We start from the raw sequence: 23,095 nt of genomic DNA on the forward strand, positions 1-23,095 counted from the left end.
GGAGGGGGTGGTCTCCGTTGCAAGTGGCTCGCTTGGCGAGGCGCAGACGGTTCTAACGGGGACGAGCCCAGAGGAGTTCGGCTATGCCGGTCGCAACGCAGCTTGTCATCAGCGGTCAAAGTAAACCAGGGGCTCTTGCCAGAGTCACGGCCGTGCTTGGAGAAGCTGGAGTGAACATTAAAGCATTTTCCGCTCCGGAAGTGACGGGTGCGGGAAAGCTGCGCTTGCTTGTGGCTGATCTCGATGGTGCTCGCGCGGCCCTTCGCGCGGCGAAAATCAAGTTTGGGGAAGAAACGGCTCTGCTGTTGAGCCTTGAGAACAAGCCTGGCGCATTGAGAAAAGTAGCCGAACTGTTGATGAAGAGTCGGATCAACATCAAGTGCGGTTACTGCACGCCCTCACGGGAAGGGAAACGGGCGCTCGTCGTCCTGACGGTTTCCAACACCGACAAAGCGTTGACTATTCTGCGCAATCAATCCCTTGACGAGTTTTGACCGTGCGGCCGTGGCCGCACACGGGTATTGCTTCGACGATTATCTTCATAGGTCTTGTGGGGGGGCTTCTCGCGCAAGGCTGCACAGGACCTTCCCGTCAGATCAATCGATTCCCCGGATATCCAGTAGGCGTAGTGGAGCGCGGTGAGGCCTCGTGGTATGGCCCAGGTTTTCATGGAAACAAGACCGCGAATGGGGAGCGGTACGACATGCATAAGCTGACAGCTGCGCATCGAACACTGCCGCTCGGGTCTGTGGCAGTGGTTCGTTCCTTGACCTCTGGGCGACAGGTCACGGTCAGGGTGAACGATCGAGGGCCGTTCGCGAGGGGGCGGATCTTGGACCTTTCATTAGCCGGCGCTCGAGCACTGGACATGGTGAAGAACGGAACAGACCGAGTCGAGCTTCGAGTCATCGATTATGTCGCTCAACCGGAAGGAATGGGTCCGTTACGAGTTCAAGCTGGAGCATTTGCAGACTATGAGAATGCACGGGCATTGTTGGAACGAGTCCGGCGAGACTTTCCCGATGGATGGATCATGCATGTCGATCTCCCTGAGGGACGCCGTTACCGCGTTCGGTTTGGTCGGTTCCAGACCGAGTCGGAGGCGCAGCGGTTTGCAGATCGGTTCACTCGAACGGTTGGCCTTAAATCATTAGTTATTCGAGATGATGGCTAGACTAAGAGCAATGGGCAGAGCCGAAGGGTTTGAGCCGACTCCTGCAACAATGATATTCCGGAAGTATTTGATTTTGCAGTAACGTTTTTCGAACTGCTTGCCTGCTTTTGATCCCTATGGTACATCTAGCTACTGTGACTCCTATGTTAAATCGTTCGGTCATTCTAATCTTAAGATCCTCTGAAGGGTGGACGAAGAGATATCCTCTGGGAGACACCCGGCTTCTCATCAAGCCAGCCATATTGGTTCAGCGTCCCTAATACAAGACGGCGATGGACATCCTCATCCTCTTAGGGTTGATAGGGTTATCCGCCATTATTTCTACTGCCGAGATCGGCTTCTTCTCGGTGAACGAAACACGACTAAGAGCGTTAGCGCAAAACGGCAGCAAACGTGCCGAAAAAGCCTTGCAACTCAGGAGTGATCCTCAGCGGCTCTTTTCGACCATCTTGGTAGGCGATCGGCTCGTCAGTACGGCCATCCCGATGTTTGCGACGTTCATTACCTTGAATGCCTATGGAGAGAAGAGCATTTTTGAAGAAGCCATCGCAGTCATGGTCGGTATTTTGACCTTCGTACTATTAGTCTCGGTTGACGTGATTCCCAAGACGCTGGCGGCAAAATTTTCCGTGCCTGTGACCTTGACGTTGGCCTATCCGATCTCCTGGGTTCAGATCATGTTGCACCCGATTCTTTTTCTGATGGTGCCCCTGATCTATAAGTTGACGGGAGGCAAGGGATTAACGCATCCCTTGGTCACGGAAGAAGAGCTGAAGATCATGCTTGATCAGGGTGGGAAGGCCGGGGAGTTGGAGTCCGAAGAGGTCAAGATGATCAAAAACGTGTTCCAGTTGAAGGACATTACGGCGGAAGATGCGATGACGCCGCGCATCTATGTCTTTTCGCTCGATGGGAATCTTCACCTGAAGGAAGCACAGGAACAACTCTTTAATTCCAAGTATTCTAGGATTCCGGTCTATGACGCGACGCTCGATAACATTACGGGCATTCTCTCGAAGACCAAGGCGCTTACCGAACTGGCAAAAGGACGAACTGAATTGCGACTGAAGGATATCGCTCAACCACCCATTTTTGTGCCGGCAGGCAAGACGGCCGACGACCTCATGAAGCAGTTTCAGCAGGAGAAGCGGCATATGGGTATCGTCGTCAACGAGTTCGGCGGGGTCATGGGTCTGGTGACTCTTGAAGACCTCCTCGAAGAAGTGGTCGGTGAAATCGTCGATGAAACGGATATTACGGAAGAACTCATCAAGCGTATTGGGAAGAACCAAATTCTGGTTCATGGACGGACCGAGGTGCGGAAGGTGAACGACTTCCTCAAAGTCGAGCTTGGCGGCGATGAGGCGTTGACGATTGGCGGCTTAATCCAAGAGATTCTCGGCCGAATCCCTTTGGCCGGAGAAGAGATCCGAATCGAGAATTGCCGCTTGGTCGTTCATGAGGCTGATCCCCGGTCGATCCGAAGCGTGCACATTTTTAAAGAGGAAAAAGTGGCGGTCCCGGTCGAAGCATCTGTTGCAGGCTAGACGTTCCCAGACCGATCCAGTAAGCGTTCAAACTCCTCTTCGTTGAGAACTTGCACCCCTAATTTCATCGCCTGATCGCGCTTGGATCCAGGCTCGTCCCCTACCACCACGTAGGTTGTTTTTTTGCTGACACTGGATGATACGGTGCCGCCAAGTCGTTCGACGAGCGAGGCGGCCTCATTCCTCGTCATCCGCGTCAGGCCTCCGGTGAACACAAAGCTTCGTCCCGAGAAGGGTAGATCTGTTGGGCTGGAGGGGGGGGGGAGCCTGCTCTGGATCGAAAGACCAAGCTTCTGCAACTGATCGATGACTCGCCGGTTCGAGCTTTCTTGAAAGTAGGAAAATACGCTTGCCGAAATTTCCGGCCCAATTTCTCTAATCCTCTGAAGCCGATCCTGGTCAGCCGACATGATGGCTTCAAGCGAACCGAACTCCCGCGCAAGTACCTTGGCGATATGTTGCCCGACTTGACGGATTCCAAGCCCCATCAAAAACCGGTCGAGAGGCATCGTCGTGCTCTGCGTAATGGCGTCGAGCAACAAGGTTGATGAACGTTCGGCAAACCCTTCGAGCTGTAACAGTTGCCCTTGATCGAGTCGATACAGATCGGAGAGATCCTTGACGAGCCCTCGATCTACCAACTGCGCAACGGTCTTCTTGCCCAGGCCTTCGATGTTGAGTGCGGCTTTCGAAGCAAAATGTTCGATCGCACCCTTCAGTTGAGCCGGGCACGAGGCCTGGCCCGTACAGTAATAATAGGCGCCTTCTCTGGCGACGGCAGAACCGCATATCGGGCAGGCGCTCGGCATCTGGAAGGGAGCCGATCTGGTTTCGTTGGGGAGGGGTATCCGCTCCGCGATCGCCGGGATCACGTCCCCGGCACGTTCGACCCGCACGGTGTCGCCGACCCGGATATCTTTTCTGGCGACCTCGTCGGCGTTGTGGAGGGTTGCGCGGCTGATGGTTACCCCCCCGACTTCAACCGGTTTTAAGAGCGCCAGGGGAGTGAGCGTCCCGGTTCGACCAACAGATATGGCGATATCCTGCACCTCGGTAATTTCTTTCCGTGGAGGAAATTTGAAGGCGAGAGCCCAACGAGGACTTCGGGATTTCATTCCCAACCGAGCCTGCCAGTCTCCACGGTTGACCTTCACCACCACTCCGTCAATTTCGTAGGCCAGATTGTCACGTTGTTGCGCTGTGGCTCGATGGAACTCCAAGACTTGATGGATGGTGTCACATCGTCGTCTCAGGACTGGAACAGGGAGCCCCCACTGGGTCAATGCCTCAAGCTCGTCCCAGTGTGATTCTGGACGAGGCCCCACCGTTGCCGTCACTTCATAACACGTCAGAACGAGCGGGCGAGAGGCGGTAATCTGGGAGTCGAGCTGCCGAAGTGAACCGGCGGCGGCATTGCGAGGATTGGCGAACGCATCCAGCCCGCGCTCCGTCATGCGACGGTTGAGGGCGTGGAAGTCATCAAGGCGCATATAGACTTCTCCACGCACCGCCAGATGGTCCGGAGGTGTCTTGCCATGCAGGTGGAGCGGCAATGAACGAATCGTCCGGAGATTAATGGTAATGTCCTCACCGATACTGCCGTCTCCACGAGTTGAACCACGAACAAAACGTCCATGATCATAGATCAGCTCAACCGAGAGGCCATCGAATTTTGGCTCGACCGTGTACTCAATCTGGTTTGTTTGAAGCGCTCGTCTCATCCGCTGGTCAAAGACAAGCACTTCGTCGGGATCCACGATGGAATCGAGACTCAACATCGGTTGTTCATGCCGAACCTTTCCGAGCTCGTCCAAAGGGGGCGCGCCGACGCGTTGAGTGGGAGAATCGAGTGTGATTAGTTCGGGGTATTTCTGCTCGAGTTCAACCAGTTCACGAAACAGCCGGTCGTATTCGCCATCGGAAATCTCCGGCTGGTCCTTGACGTAGTAGAGGTAGTCATGATGCCCGATTTGAGCCTTGAGGGCTGTGAGTCGATCTTGGTCAGTTGTCGAGATTTCAGGAGTCGAGGATGAGTCTGGGTACAGTGAATCCTGTCGCATCGCCGTCCTTAAGAATGAGGAACCTGGGAGATCATCTTTTAGATGCAATGGCAGTCAGTGTCGGGCATGGGTCGGGAGAGAGGCGTGAACGAACGCGACAGTAGCATAGGTGGCGGAGCCGGTCAAACCAAAGGACCATCATGTACTTTGACTTTAGCATCGATGGTCACTATTCTAGGATGCTATTTGTCCGTGGAAAATGGGCAAAAGGTAAAGAGGAGGATCTATGCAGAAGGATGAACGCTCAGTGCGTAATCTGGCGAGAATGTTCGCTCTCCTAATTGCCACACTGTGCAGCGGGTCGTTGCTGAGTGGGTGTGTGGTATTGGAAGAAAAGTATAATGCCGAGAAAGCGCGGAGCTTGAATTTTCAACGTCTTTTGGCGCAGGAAGAAAAACGAACGGCTGAATTGGATAGTGACGTCAGGCGCGCGAAGGCCGAACTCGCAGAATACGAGGCGAGGAATCGGGAATTATCTTCCCAAGTGCAGATGGCACGCGAACAGATGGGCCGTCTCCAGGAAGAGGCAGAGGCGATTCGCGAAGCGACGGTGCTCGAACGAAAAGCCTTGGAGGATATGCAGCGGAAAGGCCAATCCCCCACCGTCAAGAAGAAGAAAACCGGAATGCGTAAACCTGCTTCGAGTGAGTTGGATGGGAAGCGTCAGGTCTATGATGATCTGTCGATCAGTGCCGACACAAAGGTGCATGTGGTGAAGCCGGGTGAGACCTTGTTCGGCATTAGTCGGCGGTATGGCATAGAGATGGGGACGTTGAAACAGATCAACAAACTTCCGGATGACATCATTGAAGTCGGCCAAAAACTCCTTCTGGTAGACGAGTAGCTGGAAAGACATGCGGCGGTCTGAGACGTATTCGCTCAACCTGGATGAGTTCCGCTCCTATGCCACGCAGGGAAACCTGATCCCGCTGTTCCGTGAAATCCTGGCGGATCATGACACGCCGGTCTCAGCATTCGCAAAGATCGACCATGGCCCGTCGGCCTACTTGCTGGAAAGCATCCAGGGCGGGGAAAAATGGGCGAGATATTCCTTTCTTGGAAGCGGGTCTCCGCTGGTCATCTATGAAGATCGTGGAGACCTGTGTGTGAAGAAGGGGGCGCACCGCCGACGCATCCCGAGCCGAGGAGCGCCGCTCGATCGCCTGCGGGAGCTCATGGAGGCCTATCGGCCTGTGACGGTTCCGAATCTTCCTCGCTTCATCGGTGGAGCCGTTGGCTACCTTGGGTATGATGTTGTGAAGACGTTCGAGGAGCTCCCGTCCAGCCGAAAAGAGCATCTTGATCTTCCGGACTTTGCATTTCTGTTGACCGAAACCTTGTTGATCTTCGACAACGTGTCGCAAAAGATCAAGGTCGTGGCCAATGCGCATGTCAAATCTACCTCCGAGCGAGATGTGCGTGCAGCGTACCGGCAAGCGACGGGGCGAATCGAGGCCATGATCGACAGGCTGCGCCGGCCCCTGAAGCGCCAGAAGCCGAAGCGCCGACGATCTCCGCTTCGATTCACGGCCAATATGAGCAAGGCTGACTTTGAGAAGATGGTGGCTCGTGCTCAGGAATACATCAAGGCCGGCGATATCTTTCAGTGCGTGCTATCGCAACGGTGGGAAACCAGTCTCCAGGCTCCGCCGTTCCAGCTCTACAGAGCCCTTCGTGTCGTAAATCCCTCGCCCTACATGTACTACTTGCGTATCGCAGGAGTCGAACTGGTCGGCTCATCTCCTGAAATCCTTGTCCGATGCGAAGATGGGTCGGCATCGGTGCGTCCTATTGCTGGGACCAGGCGTCGGGGGGCGACGATGGAAGAAGATGCGGAGCTGGAGCGCCGACTGCTGGCCGACACCAAGGAACGAGCGGAACATATCATGCTGGTGGACCTTGGCCGCAATGATATCGGTCGTGTCGCTGAACGGGGATCGGTTCGTGTCGAGTCATTGATGAATGTCGAGCGGTACTCGCATGTCATGCACATCGTGTCGAATGTCACAGGCACCCTGGGTAGGGGCAAGACAGCGTATGACGTGTTGAAGGCCTGCTTTCCTGCCGGAACCGTGTCAGGGGCACCGAAGATCAGAGCCATGGAAATCATCGAAGAGCTTGAGCCGACGAAGCGTGGGCCCTATGCCGGCGCGGTGGGGTACCTCAGTTTTTCGGGAAATATGGACATGTGTATCAATATCCGAACGGTCGTCGTGTCCCGACATCGGGCGTTTATCCAGGCCGGTGCCGGGATCGTGGCCGACTCCAACCCAGAGCACGAGTACGAAGAGACCTGTAATAAGTCCCGCGCAATGATGAAGGCCATTGAGTTGGCGGAACAGGGGCTCGAGTAGGGTTCGTATGCCACAGGTAGGAGATCGATCAATCGCGCGTTCTTCTCGACGAACATCCACAAGGTATCGGTATCCCCATGCTACTCGTCATCGATAACTACGATTCCTTCACCTATAATTTGGTGCAATATCTTGGGGAGTTGGGCGAGGATGTGCAGGTCTACCGTAACGATAAGATCACGATGGATCAGATTGAGGAGTTGCGTCCGAGTCGAATCGTGATCTCTCCTGGGCCATGTACGCCCAAGGAGGCCGGCATTTCTGTCGAGGCCATCCGTCGATTTGGTGGGAAGATACCCATCCTTGGCGTCTGTTTAGGACACCAGTCGATGGCCGTTGCGTTTGGAGGAGAGGTGATCCGAGCGCAGCGCTTGATGCATGGGAAGACATCGCAGATCACACACGACGGCAAGACCATCTTTCGATCCTTGCCCAATCCGTTTGAGGCCACGCGCTATCACTCTCTGATTGTGAATCGAGTCAACCTTCCCGATTGTTTGGAGATCTCCGCTGAGACCGCCGAAGGTGAGATCATGGGGCTTCGACATACAACGCTCTGTGTCGAGGGGGTTCAATTTCATCCGGAATCGATTCTGACGACTGCCGGGAAGGATTTGCTCCGCAACTACTTGAAGCTTTAAATGGCGCCATCCTCGTTCGACCATGATTAAAGACGCACTCGCAAAGCTCGCCGACAGAACGGATCTTACCGTACAAGAGGCTGAAACCGTCATGCTCGAGATCATGGACGGAGTGGCGACCTCATCACAGGTGGCGGCCTATCTCATGGGACTCAGGCAGAAAGAAGAATCTGTTTCCGAGATCGTCGGTTCAGTCAACGCGATGCGATCCCGAGCCACGAAGATCAGAGTCGGCTCGTCGGTCGTGGTGGATACCTGCGGAACCGGTGGCGATGGGGCCAATACGTTCAACATTTCCACGGCTGCGGCATTTGTGGTGGCCGGCGCGGGCATCACGGTGGCGAAGCATGGTAATCGCTCGGTTTCGTCCAGATCCGGCAGCGCCGATGTGCTGAGTGTCCTCGGAGTCAAGATCGACTTGGAGCCGGAACGCGTTGCGGATTGCATCGACGAAGTCGGCATTGGGTTCTTATATGCACCGCTCTACCACGGCGCGATGAAACAATGTGCCGGGGTTCGGCAAGAGATGGGGATTCGGACTATTTTGAACGTGCTGGGCCCGTTGGCGAATCCGGCTAGTGCTACCCATCAAGTATTGGGAGTCTATGATTCGAAATGGACAGACATTCTTGGGCGGGTCTTGTTGGAGCTCGGGTCACAGCATTGTTTCGTCATTCATGGGATGGATGGTCTGGATGAAATCACCCTGTCGGATCGAACCAGAGTTTCAGAGGGGAAAAGTGGAGTGGTGACGAGTTATTTTATTGCCCCGGAGGAGTTCGATTTGCCGCGCGTCTCGAAAAAAGAGTTTGCAGGTGGCACGTCGGAGGACAATGCGCATATCATCCAGGACATTGTGCAGGGTCGGAAAGGCCCGAAACGAGACATGGTGTGTTTGAATGCCGCTCCGGCCATGGTGGTGGGACAAAAGGCAAAAACACTCAAGGAAGGGTTCCTTCTCGCCCAACGTACCATCGATGCAGGAGCTGCGGCCGAGAAACTGGAACGACTCATTGCGTTTACGACGAAGCACGGCTAACTCATGATCCTGGATCGTATCCTCGAACATAAGAAGGCGGAACTGAGGCATAAGCAGAGCCGTTCGTACCTGGCGGATCTCAAAGCGGCGATTCGAGACGTGCCACCGACGCTTGGCTTTGCCGTCAGGTTAGATGCAACCAAGCCTCTCGCTAGCCCCGCCTTGATTGCCGAGGTGAAGAAAGCCTCGCCAAGTCTAGGGCTTTTACGTCCTGAATTTGAAGAGGCGTTTGATTATCTCGGATTTGCTCGGACCTATCATGAACAAGGGGCATCAGCTGTTTCGGTGTTGACCGACAAGGATTTCTTCCAAGGAGATCTCCAATATCTGAAAGCCATTAAGCGTGCGATACCGATTCCTGCCCTCAATAAAGAGTTCATGGTCGACGATGTGCAGTTTTATGAAGCGCGTGCGCATGGTGCCGATGCGATCTTGCTCATCGTGGCTGCATTGGAACGGCGCCAGTTGATGGATTTTTATGCGTTAGCCACTGAACTTGGAATGGATAGCCTCTTCGAAACCCATCACGAGCGAGAGTTGGATACGGTCTTGGAGTGGATTCCTACCGCGAGAATGATTGGGATCAATAACCGTGATCTCAAGACCTTCACGACCGACCTCAACGTGACCTTTCGACTGGCAAACCGAATTCCTCCGGACAAGCTGATCATCAGTGAAAGTGGGATTCATACACGGAATGATGTGGTGAAGCTGAACGAGGCCGGTATTCATGCCATGTTGATCGGAGAGTCCCTCATTCGCGCTGAACACACATCCGATAAGGTCCGGGAGTTGCTTGGGATCGGACCGAACAGCGCACGGTCTGCCTAGCCCAGTCACGATGAAAGTCAAGATCTGCGGGATTACCAATAGGGAGGACGCAGAGGTTGCAGCACAGGCAGGCGCTGATGCGCTGGGCTTTGTCATGTACCGGAAAAGCCCGCGATTCGTGGAGCCTGCGGTGGCGAGAGCCATTGTCGCCGGACTTCCGCCGTTCGTACTGCCGATCGGTGTGTTTGTGAATGAAGAGTCTGCCAAGGTCAGGGGGCTTATGGATGAATGTGGGTTTGCGTTGGCTCAGCTGCATGGCGATGAATCAGCTCTGTATTGTCAGAGCCTCGGTCGCCCCGCATTGAAGGCCATACGCCTGAAGGATCGCGGGACGTTTCTTGCGCTGGGTGAGTTCCAAGGGAGGGCGAATATCCGAGGATTTCTCATCGACGCCTTTTCAGATCAGGCCTATGGTGGGACAGGGCAGACGGTCGATTGGACCTTGGCGCAGGAAGCCGCTCGCTCGGCGCCCATCATCTTGGCCGGTGGACTCACTCCAGTTAATGTGGCCGACGCGATTACCCATGTGCGCCCCTATGGGGTTGATGTGAGCAGTGGCGTGGAACAGAGCCCCGGCAAGAAAGATCCAGACAAAGTCAAAGCCTTCATTCAATCGGTACGCCTTGTGTCTATCTGATCGCCGCGGATATACTGCCAACCCGTTATTGAGGAGAGCTTGATCCCATGTCGATGCTTCCAGATAGTCATGGCCGGTTCGGACCGTATGGTGGCCGGTATGTACCGGAAACCCTCATGCCGGCGCTCTTGGAATTGGAAGAAGAATATGCCAAAGCCAAGAAAGACCGCCGGTTTCAGACCGATCTCGCTTATTACCTCAAACAGTACGTGGGACGTCCGACCAGTCTCTACAGTGCCGATCGACTCACGAAAAAACTGGGCGGCGCCAAGATTTACCTGAAACGTGAAGACCTCTGCCATACCGGTGCGCACAAGATCAACAATGCCATCGGGCAAGTGTTGCTGGCCATGCGCATGAAGAAGCGGCGCATCATTGCTGAGACCGGAGCCGGTCAGCACGGTGTGGCAACTGCCACGGCGGCCGCGTTGTTCGGACTGGAATGCGAAATCTATATGGGCACAGAAGACATGCAGCGGCAGGCGTTGAATGTCTTCCGCATGCGGTTACTCGGTGCAAAAGTGACCGGAGTTGATGCCGGCAGTCGTACATTGAAAGATGCCATCAGTGAAGCGATGCGGGATTGGACGACCAATGTCCGCACGACCCATTACATCCTGGGTTCGGTGCTTGGGGCCCACCCCTATCCCATGATGATCCGTGACTTTCAGGCGATCATTGGAAAGGAAGCGCGAAAACAGATTCTTGCCGCGGAGGGCAAGTTGCCGAATTATCTGGTGGCCTGTGTTGGAGGCGGGAGTAATTCGATCGGGCTGTTCCATGCGTTTCTGGAGGATCGCAAGGTCAAGATGGTTGGGGTCGAAGCCGGAGGGAGCGGGATTGAGAACGGCAAACATGCCGCGCGGTTTTCCGGTGGGAAACCAGGGGTCTTGCAAGGCACCATGACGTATCTGCTGCAGGACGAGAACGGGCAGATCAATTTGACCCATTCCGTCTCAGCAGGCTTGGACTATGCCGCGGTCGGTCCGGAACACAGTCTCTATCACGATCAAGGCCGCATCGAGTACACCTACGCGACAGATGGTGAAGCGCTGGCTGCCTTTGATCTCCTGGCGCATGAAGAGGGCATCGTGCCGGCGTTGGAAAGCGCACATGCCATTGCAGAAGTCGTCAAGTTAGCGCCAAGGCTCAAGAAGTCGCAGCTCATCATTGCCAACCTCTCCGGTCGTGGGGACAAAGATGTGCAACAGGTGGCTAAGATGCGGGGGGTGGAGTTATGACCGGTCGGTTGGAGGCGACCTTTGCTCGTCTGCGCGCCAAGAGAGAGAAAGCGCTCATTGCCTACCTCATGGCGGGTGACCCGGGGCTGCCCGAAACAGAACAGCTGGTTGTAGCCCTAGAACAGGCGGGGGCCGATATCATCGAACTGGGAGTGCCCTTCTCAGATCCAATCGCAGACGGGCCGGTCATTCAGCAGGCGGCCGAACGGGCGTTGAAGAGCGGCACGACACTACGGAAAATTCTGACGTCAATCAAGTCGCTCAGGCAGCGCACGGAGATCCCGATCGTCCTCATGCTGTACTACAACTCGATCCATGCGATGGGGTATCAGGAGTTTTGCACGGCTGCAAGTACTGCCGGCGTGGATGGGTTGATCGTGCCGGATATGCCGCCGGATGAGGCGGGTCCGCTCAAAGGCCCGGCCGATGCCGCAGGACTACCGCTCATCTTCTTACTTGCTCCGACCAGCACAGCCAGTCGGCGAAAACTGGTGGCGGAAGAATCGCACGGGTTTGTCTATTACGTCTCGTTGACGGGGATTACCGGCGCGAAGCTCAGCAATGTGACGGATATCCAAGAGAACGTCAAAAAGCTCAAGAAAGTCTCCGCCTCTCCCGTCGCCGTCGGGTTCGGCGTGGCCACGCCCGAGGATGCTGCGCAGGTCTCTAGAATGGCCGACGGAGTCATCGTCGGCAGCGCTATCGTGAAACGCATCGCGTCTCATCGCCAAGATTCGGCGATGGTCAGGCAGGTCGCTGAGTTTGTCCGATCGCTCAAAGCCGCGATGGCACCAGCCTAACTGGCCGTTCGGCCACAGGGACCTCCGCACATCATTTCTTGTGCAAGTCGTTCACTCTCGTAGTAGCTTCCACATGCAATCATCTCCCGGAACTCAGGCACAAAGCTTATTGTCGCCAAAGACTTCTTGTCGAATGGACCGATGATCTTGGCACTCATAAGCCGATGGCCAGCGCCGGCTCAAACAGGTCATGCAGACAACAAGATCCGACCTGGAAACTTTGACCTGCTATATCTAATATGGTATAGAATGCTCAATCATGTGGGAGGTGTTCGAGCATCGTAGAGCCGGAAAAAGCCTCGATCGTCTCCCGCTTGAGATCCTTAAGCGCTATGAGAAATGGAAAGATATCGTGCGAATCTCCGGACCTGCAGGCTTACGCCTGATCAAGGGGTTCCACGATGAACGTCTCCATGGGGAGTGGCAAGGGCATCGCTCGTCACGCCTGAATGAGCAGTATCGGGTGATCTACAAGGTTGAGGACCAGCGTGTCCTGGTGATAGTCATGGACGTGACCGCGCACGATTATCGGAGGCAATGATGAGACGCAAGGACATTCGTCCGGAAAAAACACGAGTGGCTGTGTCGGTGGGAGAATCCGTTCGGATTATCCGTGAACTTCAGGGGCTCACGCAGAGTGAGTTAGCTCGACGGACGAAGATTCCTCAGTCCACCATCTCAGCCATTGAAACCGACACCATCAATCTGGGTGTCGAGCGGGCCAAGACGCTGGCGCGTATCCTGCGGTGCCACCCCGCCGTCCTGGTATTTCCTGGCTGGGACGTGACCAAACAATCCGCTGCCTAGGAGCCTTTCCACATTGACATTCGTTTCGAGACGAAGGAGGCGCTTGCAGGTGTGAGGCCGCAGGCACAGAAAAACGGAGGTGTAATCAACTCTACTATGAAAGCCATGAACCTTGAGAAGATGATTATGCGGGGAAAGATGTCACGCCTCATCTTACGCTCTCCAAGGCGCCCCGTCCGGGGCATGAACAGAGACGCGTGAATGTCGATTTCCCCAATTGGATCATCGAATCACTGGATGCACAGGCAAGCCGCCTTGGCGTCACGAGGCAATCCGTGATCAAGTTGTGGATTGCCGAGCGATTGAAGGAAGAGCAGAAGAAGGCAAGTTGACCACCTGGTGGACAACCCCCTGGCGAGTGTCAGCTTTCCGCCTCTTCGCAAGCCGATACTCATGCCAGACCTAACTTCCTATGCCTCGCTGACGGGGATTACAGGATCGAAGCTCAGCAACGTTGGGGACATCCAAGAAAACGTCAAAAAACTGAGGAAAGTCTCCGGATCGCCCAACGCCGTCGGTTTTGGCGTGGCCACGCCCGAGGATGCTGCGCAGGTCTCTAGAATGGCCGACGGAGTCATCGTCGGCAGCGCTATCGTGAAACGCATCGCGTCTCATCGGCAAGATTCGGCGATGGTCAGGCAGGTGGCTGAGTTTGTCCGATCATTAAAAGCGGCAATGGTGCCGGACTAGGCAACTAGCAAGACTTGACTCCCTAGCAGAAGACCGAAGTTGACGCAAAGAACAAGACGTGACCGCGGCATACTGGCTTCAGCAACATCCTCTCCACGTGTCTACTCACGCTCAGTGATCTGACCCGAACAAACGTCAGCTATACTTATGATGTGGTGTCATGGCTGGTTAGGCTTCACCACTCTTTGCCGTAGGTGATCGGTATATAAGCGCCTATTTTTGGAAAAGAATCTATGAGTCCGCAAACTGAGTCGGCGTTCGCTCGGTATGATGCGTTGTCGGCCAATGAAAAGCGAGTGTTTTGGATCTTCATAATTGGGTGCATAACCGCGGTGTTCCTGATGAAGTTCGTACGGCCCCCTGATCCTGATCCTGACGACCTCGTTGTCTACAACCATACTGGTGATGCGATTAACGTTTCCCATAAGAGGGGCGTCCACCACGTTATTCAAAATAACTCAGTAGGTGTTATCAAGCTTTATACTGCTCCTTTTACTTATCCTCATGCTCATGAGCGACCCTCCCCGGTATTGCTCGTTATGACAGCAAAGAAGGCTGGGTGGTCCTATTTCTTTCTTCGCCCTCCGAAGGAGTACTGGATACGAAGGAGTGACTATTCAAGATATAAAATAGCATCTGAGTATCAAATTGAAGGAATAGCCTTTGGGTATCAGATTGAAGCCGATGGGGTAATTTACGCTGTAAAGCCGGACACCGATAAGCCAGTCGATACACTTCCCCCGCAACCGCCAGGGTTTCCGCTTATCCCTTCCCCTCATTAGAGGATTTGGAATTTCCGGTCAGACGGAATTCGCAAAACTCCTTTTCTGGCCTATGAGGACTTCTAGGGGTTTCTGACGCCTATCTGTAGCACTTCATTCACACAGGCGGAGATAGCACTTCACGATTGTGAAGCAAGATCAATTCTGATTCTTTTGACGTCTTCCGCGATGTGAACGTGTCACGTCTAGTTTTCTCTCAATGCTTTGGTCATCAGGGTTTTGTTGCTACAGTGAGAAAAAGCGTGAGATTTAGTGTGTCCTGTTCTTAGACTCTCAGCATCAGCATGACCAGCGCGCTCCTCTACGATCGGCTTCAATTTGCCTTTACTGCCACCTTCCACTACCTCTTTCCGCAGTTAACGATGGGGCTGGCCTTGCTGCTGCTCTATTTGCGCAGCCGGGTCTTGCTCACTGGCGATGAACATGCTGAGGAAGTGGCTGACTTTTGGACGAAGATCTTCGCCCTCAATTTTGGCTTCGGCGTCGTCACTGGGATCCCGCTCGAATTTCAGTTCGGAACGAACTGGGCTCGTTTTTCCAACTATGCGGGAGGCGTGATCGGGCAAACGCTGGCCATGGAGGGGGTCTTCGCCTTTTTCCTGGAATCTTCGTTTCTCGGTATCTTGCTGTTTCGCAAGCGATTCAGTCGCCGGGTGCAGTGGTTTGCCACCCTCATGCTCTTTGTTGGTACGTGGTTGTCTGGCTACTTCATCTTGGCCACAAACGCCTGGATGCAGCATCCTGTCGCCTATCAGGTAGCAGCTGACGGCCGAGTGTTCGTCACCAGTCTGAGCGGGCTACTCACCAACCCGTGGCTCTTCTGGCAATTCACTCACAACATGACAGCCGCGGTCGTCACCGCGTCCTGCGTGGTTGCTGCGGTGGGTGCGTACTATGTGTTATCTGGTCAGCATCTGCCCCATGCAAAAACGTTTCTTCGGACCGGTGTCGTTGCCGGCGCGATCTCGTCTGGACTGATGATTTTCCCAACGGGGCATGGCAATGCCGATCAGGTGTTCAAATATCAACCAGTCAAGGGAGCGGCGTTTGAGGGGCTCTTCACGACAGAGCGAGAGGCCGGGCTCTATCTAATTGGGCAACCCAATCTTGAAACGATGACCATCGACAACCCGATTGAGATTCCCGGAGCACTCAGTATTCTCGTGTACAAAGATCTCTATGCCAAAGTCAAAGGGCTCGATGCGTTTCCTCGCGACGAGTGGCCGGATAATATTCCGCTTCTCTATTATGCCTATCATGTGATGGCTGGATTGGGGACGATTTTCGTCACTCTCTTCGGCGTGGCCCTCCTCGCTTTGTGGCGAGGCTGGCTATTCAATATGAGATGGTTGCTCTGGTGGCTGATGCTGTGTGCGCCGTTCCCGTACATTGCCACGTCGGCTGGCTGGATGACCGCCGAGCTGGGACGGCAACCTTGGCTGGTGTATGGCCTATTGCGGACATCGGACGGTACCTCGCCGCTCGTGCATTCGGGGAATGCCCTCTTTACCTTGATAGGGTTTGTGGGATTGTATTTGTTCCTCGCCCTGCTGTTTATCCTGCTTGTCAGCAACATCATTCGCCAGGGGCCGGTCTCCCTTGATCCGCCCGCGATGAATGGTCTTCACGGAACGGGCCATTAATGGAAACAACGTGGTTTATCATTGTCACTGTGATGCTGGCCATGTATGTGGTGTTAGATGGCTTTGATTTCGGCGTCGGTATCGTCTATCCGTTTGTCGCACGGACCGAAACAGAACGCCAAACAGTGCGCACCTCGATCGGACCGGTATGGAATGCCAACGAGGTATGGTTGATCGCGGCAGGCGCCGTTCTGTTCTTTGCGTATCCCAAAGCGTACGCGGCTGGATTCAGCGGTTTCTATCTCGCACTGATCTTGGTGCTGTGGCTGCTCATTTTTCGTGGTTTGGCGCTGGAGTTGCGCGCACAGGTTGACCATGTGCTCTGGAAGCAGGCGTGGGATATGGCCTTTAGCACGTCCAGTGCGCTCCTGGCGATTGTCTTTGGTACGGCGTTGGGCAATTTGATTCGTGGGGTGCCTCTCAATGAAGATGGGTATTTCTTTGTCCCCTTCTGGACAGATTTTCAACCTGGATCGGCACCCGGGATCCTTGATTGGTTCACGGTGCTGCTTGGACTGACGAGTGCGGTCGTCCTGGCATTTCATGGCGCGAATTACCTCGTCACGAAAACGGAAGGAGCCCTCTATCAGCGGGCTGTCTCGGCTGCCTGGATTCTCGGGTGGATGTCCGCCGGGTGCACGGCGCTGACTGTGATGGCTGTACCAGTGGTTCAACCGAACTTAAGTCTCAACTTTACCCGTCATCCGGTAGTGTACCTTGCACCGATCATCGGCATTATCGCGCTTGGATACAGCCTATATTTCAGGCTTTACCAACGCGACCTCTCTGCCTTTCTTGCGTCATGTGTGTTTATTTTCCTCATGCTCTCCAGCGTGATGTTCGGTATGCATCCGTACATCTTGGTCTCCACAACGGATCTGACGTTCAGCCTCACCGTTTATAACGCAGCCACTAATTCCTATGGATTAACCGTCGGGATTGTGTGGTTCGTGGTTGGGGCCTTGCTCATTCTGACCTGCCAGATCTATCTCTATTCTCGCTTTCTGGGAAAGACACAGTCGGATGATGCGCACTGATGGTGTAGCGCTCATCCTTAAAAACCTGCCTTAATAGGCGGCGATCTACAGTCCCGCTATTACCGGGGAGTTTCTCTAGATCAGCCCTATTGACCAAGTTCCTAACGCATGCGGACTGCTGTGCTCGAAGAACCACAGAAATACTCTATAGGCCCTCCCCCTGGAACGGTCACTTTTTGACCTTCCCTCCGATTCCATCTTGTTCCTCCTTGTATAGGTGTCGCTGAAATCGAGGGAAGGTCATCGCTCTATCAAAAAGCGGAGGGCTCACAAGTCTTTAGCTATCGCATGGTGACGATGAAAATGCGGGACAGGTATTAAAACAGGAGTGAGAGGGTAAGTAGAAAATGAGCGAGTGTCAGGGTTTGGCTTGCGGAGGCATGTATTTGATCATCTCGTCGGCTAGGTCCTTGGCGATTTGTTTGAGGCTCGGCTTGATGAACATGTAGCTGTTGGACCGCTCGTGGCGCGCTTTCCAGACTGTCGTGCCAGTCGTAGCATCGACCAGCCTTAAGCTCAGCCCAACTCGCCCGACGTTATCGCCTTCTTTCCGCACATATTCCCAGGAATTGACCCTGACGACCAGAAATGAATCGACATTGAGGGATTTCCCGAGATTGACGGCGGAGTCTTTGTCGGATTGACCGGTCATCTCGAGGCGGGAGAAATAGAACACGAGTGAATCGAACGCTTCTTTGGAAGCCTGAAAGATATCCGTCACGTTTTCCGGCGAGACGACCCGTTCGATGCGTCCTTGCCGGGTGAGTGCGACGGCCAAGACCTCCTGAATGTCTTCGCGGGCGCTGTCGTATTGACTCGACATCGGTGGCAACACGGCGATGCTCTGCGGTCTGAATACCCTGCTGCCGGGGCCTTCCCACACTTCCTGTAAGCCTCCACAGCCACTGAGGACCAGAATAAGGCCGAGGACAGCTACGAATTGCGTGTAAGATCGAGACAACATAAGTCTAGTATACCATCAGAAAGTGAAAGAAATGGAAGCAGAAACTAAGGCGCCTTTTTCGCGGAAGTCATATCCTCCCCCGGCATCGGCGCGAAACATAAACCACCGTAAGCCTAACCCTGCAGTTGGGACGAAAGGGGTGGACGCGTCCTGCATATTTTTGAACGTTCCGATTCTGAACGATAGAAATTCAGACAAGATCGTTTGCTCAAGTCCCAAGCTCAAGAGCTGACTTTTCACGCCAGGCACAAAAGTTTTGTTCGACGTGACATCCACATCAGCTGTAAGGGTCAAGGATGAGTAGGGGTTCATTGCGACACCTGCCCGGACTTGCGGATCCAATTTTAACTCCTCACCACCCGCAGCATCGAATGTCGGTGTATTGATATCCTTCGCGACGATCCCAAACCTGATCAACGACGAGGGGCGATAGATGGCTCCGATATCGATGCCATAGGTAGTAGAGATGGTCGGTTTGCCGAAGTGATCGGTCGTGCTGACACCGCTTCCGCTCTGGAGGTCGGTCGAACCATTGTATGACGCGCCCTGAATAACCTTCGCGGTAATTCCGATCGCAAACGTTTTATCTGAAAAGGCATAAGCATAGGAAAATGCCAATTGCCTGGCCTCGAGACCGCGCAGGGCCATCTGGCCCGCGACGCTGATGGGCGTGCCGAGTCCGCCTGGTTGGGTTGCCTGCACCGGTGTCGAGACAAATCCGCCGCCGGTCGCGACGTCTGAGAGGTTGAATCCAAACGCATGTTCACCCAGGTGTCCTTTTACATATAAGCCGGCGGATCCATTGACCGAGATTGCCGCTCCCGGTTGATTGATACGATCGGCGATATCTTGAGCCTTGGCGAGATTGATCGAAGAGGTGTCACTGGTGTTGAATTTTTCCAGGTCGTTCAGCGCATCGCCCAAACCAAGGCGATCGATTGCCAGTCCCCCTCCTTGGGCACGGATATCCACGGTCTGGGTCATGGCCAATCCGGCGGGATTCCAATACGTCGCAAGGGCATTTGTGGTAACGGCAACGCCGGCGCCGCCCATGCCCATGGCACGTGGACCTGAGATGACAAATTCTGCAGCGGATACCTGAGACGGTAGCGCTGAGGTAGCCAGCAATACGGCTATGCGAATCGATGGCGACCAGCGCATGTCAAATCCTTGGACAGAGCTAACGTAGCGAGTCTAGAGAAGGAACGGTTGTTCGTCAAGGATTGCAGCCGTTCCGACTCATTCCACGACGGTCTGACGCACGACAAGAGACCGCAAGCCGCCTCACCACATCGGGAACAGGTAAGTCTAAGGGGGAGGTGATAAAGAGGTCCGCTCAACTCAGGCGATCTGCCCGTCCTGCATGTGAATGATGCGGTCGGATTGAGCGGAGAGTTTATCGTTATGGGTCACGATCACGAACGTCGTTCCGCGTGTTTTGTTCAAGGTGCGCATCAGTCCGAACAACCCTTCCCCGCTCTGGCTATCAAGATTGCCGGTTGGTTCGTCGGCCAAGACGAGGTCCGGATTCTGTATTAACGCACGGGCCATGGCGACTCGCTGTTGTTCACCCCCGGAGAGCTCGCCGGGCTTGTGATGGAGGCGATGCCCTAATCCGACTTCCGTGAGAAGTGCTGTGGCGTCGGCCTGAACCGAGGTAGGCTCTCGACGTTGGACGAGCGCCGGCATGCAGGCGTTTTCCAGCGCCGTGAACTCGGCAAGCAAGTGATGAAACTGAAACACGAACCCGATCCGTCGATTGCGGAACTCCGCCTGCTGAGTGTCCGTCATGCGGAATAGGTCCTGCCCATCGAACGTGACGGTCCCGCTGGTGGGTTTATCAAGGGTCCCAATAATATGAAGCAGGGTGCTTTTGCCGGCGCCCGATGCCCCCACGATGGCCACCAACTCGCCGCGCTGAATCTCAAGATTGATCCCCTTGATGACGGGCAGTTCAGAGGACCCCATCGAAAACGATTTGTGAAGGTTGATCGCTTTAATCATGCTCAGGTGTGAGTTCTGAGGGCTGAGACTCGAATTGTTTGAAGAAGAATATGTCTCCGTCCGTCTTCTCTATTCATAGCGCAAGGCAGCAACCGGCTCGAGCTTTGCGGCTTGATTGGCCGGGTACACGGTGGCGACAAAACTGATCAGAATGGCAGAGCCGGCCACCAGTAACACATCTTCTGCCAAGACGTGCACGGGAATGGTCGAGATATAGTACACCGTTGGATCGAACGTCCAGAACGTCTGAATCAGCCAGAGGAAGGTATAGCCTAATGGAATGCCGATGGCCGTCCCGGTGAACCCGATGATCAATCCGTTCAGCATGAAAATGCGTCGGATGCTGCGCTTGGTCGCGCCCATAGCCTTCAAGATCGCGATTTCTTTTTGCTTCTCCGTGACGATCATGGTGAGAGTGCTGACGATATTGAATGAGGCCACAATCGTGATCAGGACGAGCAGCAGAAACATCATCGTCTTCTCCAGCTTCAAGGCGGAGAAGAGATTCCGGTTCATTTGCATCCAGTCTCTTGCACCATGGCTGAAGCCGAGTTCTTGTTCGATCCCACGAGCAGTCTCTGCAGCTTGGAACACATCGGTCACCTTGACTTCGATTCCAGATACGCTTCCATTCATATTGAAAAATTTTTGAGCCTCGCTGAGCTCGATATACGCCAGCGAAGAATCGTATTCATACATGCCGGAATGGAAGAGCGCGACGACCGCAAAAGTTCGGATTTTTGGCACCATGCCCATCGCGCTGATCGGGCCGACGGGCGAGACCACGTTGACCGTATCACCGACAAATACGCCCAATCTGAGCGCGAGCTCTTTGCCAAGAATAATGCCGGGTTTTTCCACGGGACGAAGGTTTCCTTGAGGATCATCGGCCGGAGCTTGCAACACTTTGGCGGGTGTAAGAAGATCGAGTAATTGACCGGATGTAATGTTATGTGAGAGTTCGGTCACGTTGGCTTCTCGTTTGGGGTCGATCCCCCTGAGGACAATTCCCTGCACGCCCGACTGAGCGGTCAACAATACTTGCCGGAGTACGAAAGGTGTGGCGGCCACGACATCGGGCATCGTCTGAATTTTGTCGGCCAGACCATCGTAATCGGTCATGTTTTCTTTCATGCGTTCTTGGACGATGATATGGGCTGTCGTGCCGAGAATCTTGCTCTGAATATCCTCCCGGAAGCCGGTCATAATCCCGACCGTGCCGATGAGCGCTGCGACCCCCAGTGTGATGCCGGCGATTGAGACGAATGTGTTCAGCGAGATCGTCCGGTTGCGACGCTTGGCACGCAGGTAGCGGAGCCCGACGAAGATTTCGTATGGAAGGGCCACGCTTAGGCTTTCTCCGGTCGGAGCTGAGGAAAGAGGACTACGTCACGGATCGAGGCCTGATCGGTAAACAGCATGATCAACCGGTCGATACCGATTCCTTCTCCGGCGGTTGGAGGCATTCCGTACTCCAAAGCGCGAAGGAAGTCCTCGTCGACGAGATGGGCTTCCTCGTCTCCTGCCTCACGCTGGGCAGCCTGGCCTTCAAATCGTTCGCGTTGGTCCAACGGATCGTTCAACTCTGAAAAGGCGTTGGCAATCTCCCTTCCGGCGATATAGAGCTCGAACCGGTCGGTCAAGGTTGGGTCAGCATCCTTCCGCCTGGCGAGCGGAGAAATCTCGATGGGATAATCGGTAATGAACGTCGGCTGCTGTAAATTCGGCTCGACCGTTTCCTCAAAAATCTCGTTCACGATGGTGAATAAAGAGGCCTTGGAGTCCACCGAGATGTTCAGCCGCTTAGCGGCTGCTAATGCCTGTTCTCGATCCTGCAGCACCGACGGCTCAAGGCTGTTCACCTCGAGAATGGCCTGGTGATAGGACCATCGTCGCCACGGAGGCGTGAGGACAATGTCCTTTCCTTGATAGGTAATGACCGTCTTGCCGAGAATGTGCTGAGACAGACTAGAGATCAACTCTTCAGTGAGTGCGATCAAGTCCTGGTAGTCTGCGTACGAGACATAGAACTCCAGCATCGTGAACTCGGGGTTATGGATCGTCGAAATGCCTTCGTTTCTGAAGTTCCGATTAATCTCAAACACGCGTGGGAACCCTCCGACGATCAAGCGCTTGAGATAGAGTTCCGGCGCGATGCGCAGGTAGAGATCCACGCCGAGCGCATTATGGTGCGTGACGAACGGCTTGGCCGTGGCGCCTCCGGGAATCGGATGCATCATGGGGGTCTCGACCTCAAGAAACCCACGTTCGATCAGATAGGCTCGGATGCCGGCAATGATACGGCTCCTGGTCGAAAAGATCTGGTGGATTTGCGGATTGGCGATCAGGTCGACATAGCGCTGTCGATACCTGGTTTCGACATCCGTCAGGCCATGCCACTTCTCCGGAAGCGGGCGGAGGGCCTTACTGAGAAACGTCAGCCGATGAACCTCAACCGTGAATTCATTTGTCTTCGTACGGAACAATGTCCCTGTGACACCGATCCAATCACCGAGATCAAGCTGCTCCACCACGGCATAGGCCTGTTCGGACAGCAGGTCCTTCTTGAGATATACCTGAAGGCGGTCAGCCCCATCTTGCAGGACCGCAAACCCGGCTTTCCCAAAACGCCGCAACGCAACAACCCTTCCGGCGAAGGTACAGGAGACCTTCTCCTGCTCTAGGGTTTCCTTGAGCTTCTCGCCATGTAGCCTGAGCAATTCGCCCGCTCGATCTCTGACTTCGAATCGGGGGCCGTAAGGGGCGACGCCGGCCTCTCGAAGCAGGTCGAGTTTCTTAATCCGCTGTTGTCGCTGCTCGTTCAGTTCGTCCATGGTATTGCCG

At 54.6% G+C, this 23,095-nt stretch carries 22 protein-coding genes and 1 pseudogene; 17 read left to right on the forward strand and 6 right to left on the reverse strand.

What is annotated here, in order from left to right:
- Nucleotides 1-83 precede the first annotated feature (83 nt).
- The 3 genes from IPM58_15385 to IPM58_15395 all read left to right on the forward strand — a co-directional run bounded on the left by IPM58_15385 (nt 84) and on the right by IPM58_15395 (nt 2,721).
- Entirely contained in the window at nt 84-494 is a 411-nt protein-coding gene (locus IPM58_15385) for an ACT domain-containing protein (protein ID MBK9308425.1), read from the forward strand.
- A 2-nt stretch (nt 495-496) separates the two neighbouring features.
- On the forward strand, nt 497-1,174 hold the full coding sequence (locus tag IPM58_15390) for a septal ring lytic transglycosylase RlpA family protein (protein ID MBK9308426.1): 678 nt from the start codon (nt 497-499) through the stop codon (nt 1,172-1,174).
- Between the two features lie 272 nt (nt 1,175-1,446).
- Nucleotides 1,447-2,721, forward strand: a complete 1,275-nt coding sequence (locus tag IPM58_15395; GenBank protein MBK9308427.1) for an HlyC/CorC family transporter — start codon at nt 1,447-1,449, stop codon at nt 2,719-2,721.
- Here IPM58_15395 and ligA read toward each other — a convergent pair.
- Complete coding sequence (ligA, locus tag IPM58_15400) at nt 2,718-4,781, reverse strand: NAD-dependent DNA ligase LigA (GenBank protein ID MBK9308428.1); 2,064 nt, start codon at nt 4,779-4,781, stop codon at nt 2,718-2,720. The genes IPM58_15395 and ligA overlap by 4 nt on opposite strands.
- 226 nt (nt 4,782-5,007) lie before the next feature.
- On the opposite strand from ligA, the gene IPM58_15405 reads away from it, so the two are divergent.
- From IPM58_15405 to cydB, 14 genes and pseudogenes are all read left to right on the forward strand, one after another.
- Entirely contained in the window at nt 5,008-5,625 is a 618-nt protein-coding gene (locus IPM58_15405) for a LysM peptidoglycan-binding domain-containing protein (GenBank protein ID MBK9308429.1), read from the forward strand.
- A 10-nt stretch (nt 5,626-5,635) separates the two neighbouring features.
- Complete coding sequence (trpE, locus tag IPM58_15410) at nt 5,636-7,135, forward strand: anthranilate synthase component I (GenBank protein MBK9308430.1); 1,500 nt, start codon at nt 5,636-5,638, stop codon at nt 7,133-7,135.
- A gap of 77 nt (nt 7,136-7,212) precedes the next feature.
- A complete protein-coding gene (gene pabA, locus IPM58_15415; protein ID MBK9308431.1) occupies nt 7,213-7,776 on the forward strand; it encodes an aminodeoxychorismate/anthranilate synthase component II in 564 nt (187 codons plus the stop codon).
- A gap of 22 nt (nt 7,777-7,798) precedes the next feature.
- Nucleotides 7,799-8,815, forward strand: coding sequence for an anthranilate phosphoribosyltransferase (gene trpD, locus IPM58_15420; protein ID MBK9308432.1), 1,017 nt, complete (start codon nt 7,799-7,801; stop codon nt 8,813-8,815).
- A 3-nt stretch (nt 8,816-8,818) separates the two neighbouring features.
- Nucleotides 8,819-9,646, forward strand: coding sequence for an indole-3-glycerol phosphate synthase TrpC (gene trpC, locus IPM58_15425; protein ID MBK9308433.1), 828 nt, complete (start codon nt 8,819-8,821; stop codon nt 9,644-9,646).
- Nucleotides 9,647-9,656: 10 nt separating this feature from the next.
- Entirely contained in the window at nt 9,657-10,283 is a 627-nt protein-coding gene (locus tag IPM58_15430; protein MBK9308434.1) for a phosphoribosylanthranilate isomerase, read from the forward strand.
- Nucleotides 10,284-10,336: 53 nt separating this feature from the next.
- Nucleotides 10,337-11,524, forward strand: a complete 1,188-nt coding sequence (gene trpB / locus IPM58_15435) for a tryptophan synthase subunit beta (GenBank protein MBK9308435.1) — start codon at nt 10,337-10,339, stop codon at nt 11,522-11,524.
- Nucleotides 11,521-12,324 (forward strand): tryptophan synthase subunit alpha, encoded by an 804-nt coding sequence (locus tag IPM58_15440; protein ID MBK9308436.1) that lies wholly within the window; start codon nt 11,521-11,523, stop codon nt 12,322-12,324. The genes trpB and IPM58_15440 overlap by 4 nt, the downstream gene beginning before the upstream one ends.
- 259 nt (nt 12,325-12,583) lie before the next feature.
- Nucleotides 12,584-12,865, forward strand: a complete 282-nt coding sequence (locus tag IPM58_15445; GenBank protein ID MBK9308437.1) for a type II toxin-antitoxin system mRNA interferase toxin, RelE/StbE family — start codon at nt 12,584-12,586, stop codon at nt 12,863-12,865.
- Complete coding sequence (locus tag IPM58_15450; GenBank protein ID MBK9308438.1) at nt 12,865-13,131, forward strand: helix-turn-helix transcriptional regulator; 267 nt, start codon at nt 12,865-12,867, stop codon at nt 13,129-13,131. The genes IPM58_15445 and IPM58_15450 overlap by 1 nt, the downstream gene beginning before the upstream one ends.
- Nucleotides 13,132-13,262: 131 nt before the next feature.
- Nucleotides 13,263-13,463, forward strand: a pseudogene (locus tag IPM58_15455) (CopG family transcriptional regulator).
- A 61-nt stretch (nt 13,464-13,524) separates the two neighbouring features.
- Nucleotides 13,525-13,821: a tryptophan synthase subunit alpha gene (locus IPM58_15460; GenBank protein MBK9308439.1), complete on the forward strand. Its 297-nt coding sequence runs from the start codon at nt 13,525-13,527 to the stop codon at nt 13,819-13,821.
- A 1,066-nt stretch (nt 13,822-14,887) separates the two neighbouring features.
- Nucleotides 14,888-16,246: a cytochrome ubiquinol oxidase subunit I gene (locus IPM58_15465; GenBank protein ID MBK9308440.1), complete on the forward strand. Its 1,359-nt coding sequence runs from the start codon at nt 14,888-14,890 to the stop codon at nt 16,244-16,246.
- Nucleotides 16,246-17,283 (forward strand): cytochrome d ubiquinol oxidase subunit II, encoded by a 1,038-nt coding sequence (gene cydB, locus IPM58_15470; GenBank protein MBK9308441.1) that lies wholly within the window; start codon nt 16,246-16,248, stop codon nt 17,281-17,283. The genes IPM58_15465 and cydB overlap by 1 nt, the downstream gene beginning before the upstream one ends.
- 358 nt (nt 17,284-17,641) lie before the next feature.
- On the opposite strand, the gene IPM58_15475 is transcribed toward cydB, so the two are convergent.
- The 5 genes from IPM58_15475 to lysS form a co-directional block, all read right to left on the reverse strand.
- Nucleotides 17,642-18,247 carry a hypothetical protein gene (locus IPM58_15475; protein MBK9308442.1) on the reverse strand — a complete coding sequence of 202 codons (606 nt, stop codon included), beginning with the start codon at nt 18,245-18,247 and terminating at the stop codon, nt 17,642-17,644.
- A 15-nt stretch (nt 18,248-18,262) separates the two neighbouring features.
- Nucleotides 18,263-19,408, reverse strand: a complete 1,146-nt coding sequence (gene traF, locus IPM58_15480) for a conjugal transfer protein TraF (GenBank protein ID MBK9308443.1) — start codon at nt 19,406-19,408, stop codon at nt 18,263-18,265.
- Nucleotides 19,409-19,588: 180 nt separating this feature from the next.
- Nucleotides 19,589-20,251 (reverse strand): ABC transporter ATP-binding protein, encoded by a 663-nt coding sequence (locus tag IPM58_15485; protein ID MBK9308444.1) that lies wholly within the window; start codon nt 20,249-20,251, stop codon nt 19,589-19,591.
- Nucleotides 20,252-20,320: 69 nt separating this feature from the next.
- The gene (locus IPM58_15490; protein ID MBK9308445.1) at nt 20,321-21,598 is read right to left on the reverse strand and encodes a lipoprotein-releasing ABC transporter permease subunit; all 1,278 of its coding nucleotides are present in this window, start codon (nt 21,596-21,598) and stop codon (nt 20,321-20,323) included.
- 2 nt (nt 21,599-21,600) lie between these two features.
- Nucleotides 21,601-23,085 carry a lysine--tRNA ligase gene (lysS, locus tag IPM58_15495; GenBank protein MBK9308446.1) on the reverse strand — a complete coding sequence of 495 codons (1,485 nt, stop codon included), beginning with the start codon at nt 23,083-23,085 and terminating at the stop codon, nt 21,601-21,603.
- Nucleotides 23,086-23,095 lie beyond the last annotated feature (10 nt).

The sequence above is a fragment of the Nitrospira sp. genome, from assembly GCA_016715825.1.
Lineage (GTDB): Bacteria > Nitrospirota > Nitrospiria > Nitrospirales > Nitrospiraceae > Nitrospira_D.

Bases quoted from the DNA above. Each gene is read 5' to 3' on its own strand.
- IPM58_15450 (MBK9308438.1), top strand. From the start codon at position 12,865: ATGAGACGCAAGGACATTCGTCCGGAAAAAACACGAGTGGCTGTGTCG.
- IPM58_15395 (MBK9308427.1), top strand. From the start codon at position 1,447: ATGGACATCCTCATCCTCTTAGGGTTGATAGGGTTATCCGCCATTATT.
- traF (MBK9308443.1), bottom strand. From the start codon at position 19,408: ATGCGCTGGTCGCCATCGATTCGCATAGCCGTATTGCTGGCTACCTCA.
- IPM58_15465 (MBK9308440.1), top strand. From the start codon at position 14,888: ATGACCAGCGCGCTCCTCTACGATCGGCTTCAATTTGCCTTTACTGCC.
- ligA (MBK9308428.1), bottom strand. From the start codon at position 4,781: ATGCGACAGGATTCACTGTACCCAGACTCATCCTCGACTCCTGAAATC.
- IPM58_15430 (MBK9308434.1), top strand. From the start codon at position 9,657: ATGAAAGTCAAGATCTGCGGGATTACCAATAGGGAGGACGCAGAGGTT.
- IPM58_15440 (MBK9308436.1), top strand. From the start codon at position 11,521: ATGACCGGTCGGTTGGAGGCGACCTTTGCTCGTCTGCGCGCCAAGAGA.
- lysS (MBK9308446.1), bottom strand. From the start codon at position 23,085: ATGGACGAACTGAACGAGCAGCGACAACAGCGGATTAAGAAACTCGAC.
- cydB (MBK9308441.1), top strand. From the start codon at position 16,246: ATGGAAACAACGTGGTTTATCATTGTCACTGTGATGCTGGCCATGTAT.
- IPM58_15385 (MBK9308425.1), top strand. From the start codon at position 84: ATGCCGGTCGCAACGCAGCTTGTCATCAGCGGTCAAAGTAAACCAGGG.
- trpC (MBK9308433.1), top strand. From the start codon at position 8,819: ATGATCCTGGATCGTATCCTCGAACATAAGAAGGCGGAACTGAGGCAT.
- IPM58_15460 (MBK9308439.1), top strand. From the start codon at position 13,525: ATGCCAGACCTAACTTCCTATGCCTCGCTGACGGGGATTACAGGATCG.
- IPM58_15485 (MBK9308444.1), bottom strand. From the start codon at position 20,251: ATGATTAAAGCGATCAACCTTCACAAATCGTTTTCGATGGGGTCCTCT.
- IPM58_15445 (MBK9308437.1), top strand. From the start codon at position 12,584: ATGTGGGAGGTGTTCGAGCATCGTAGAGCCGGAAAAAGCCTCGATCGT.
- trpB (MBK9308435.1), top strand. From the start codon at position 10,337: ATGCTTCCAGATAGTCATGGCCGGTTCGGACCGTATGGTGGCCGGTAT.
- pabA (MBK9308431.1), top strand. From the start codon at position 7,213: ATGCTACTCGTCATCGATAACTACGATTCCTTCACCTATAATTTGGTG.
- trpE (MBK9308430.1), top strand. From the start codon at position 5,636: ATGCGGCGGTCTGAGACGTATTCGCTCAACCTGGATGAGTTCCGCTCC.
- IPM58_15405 (MBK9308429.1), top strand. From the start codon at position 5,008: ATGCAGAAGGATGAACGCTCAGTGCGTAATCTGGCGAGAATGTTCGCT.
- IPM58_15475 (MBK9308442.1), bottom strand. From the start codon at position 18,247: ATGTTGTCTCGATCTTACACGCAATTCGTAGCTGTCCTCGGCCTTATT.
- trpD (MBK9308432.1), top strand. From the start codon at position 7,799: ATGATTAAAGACGCACTCGCAAAGCTCGCCGACAGAACGGATCTTACC.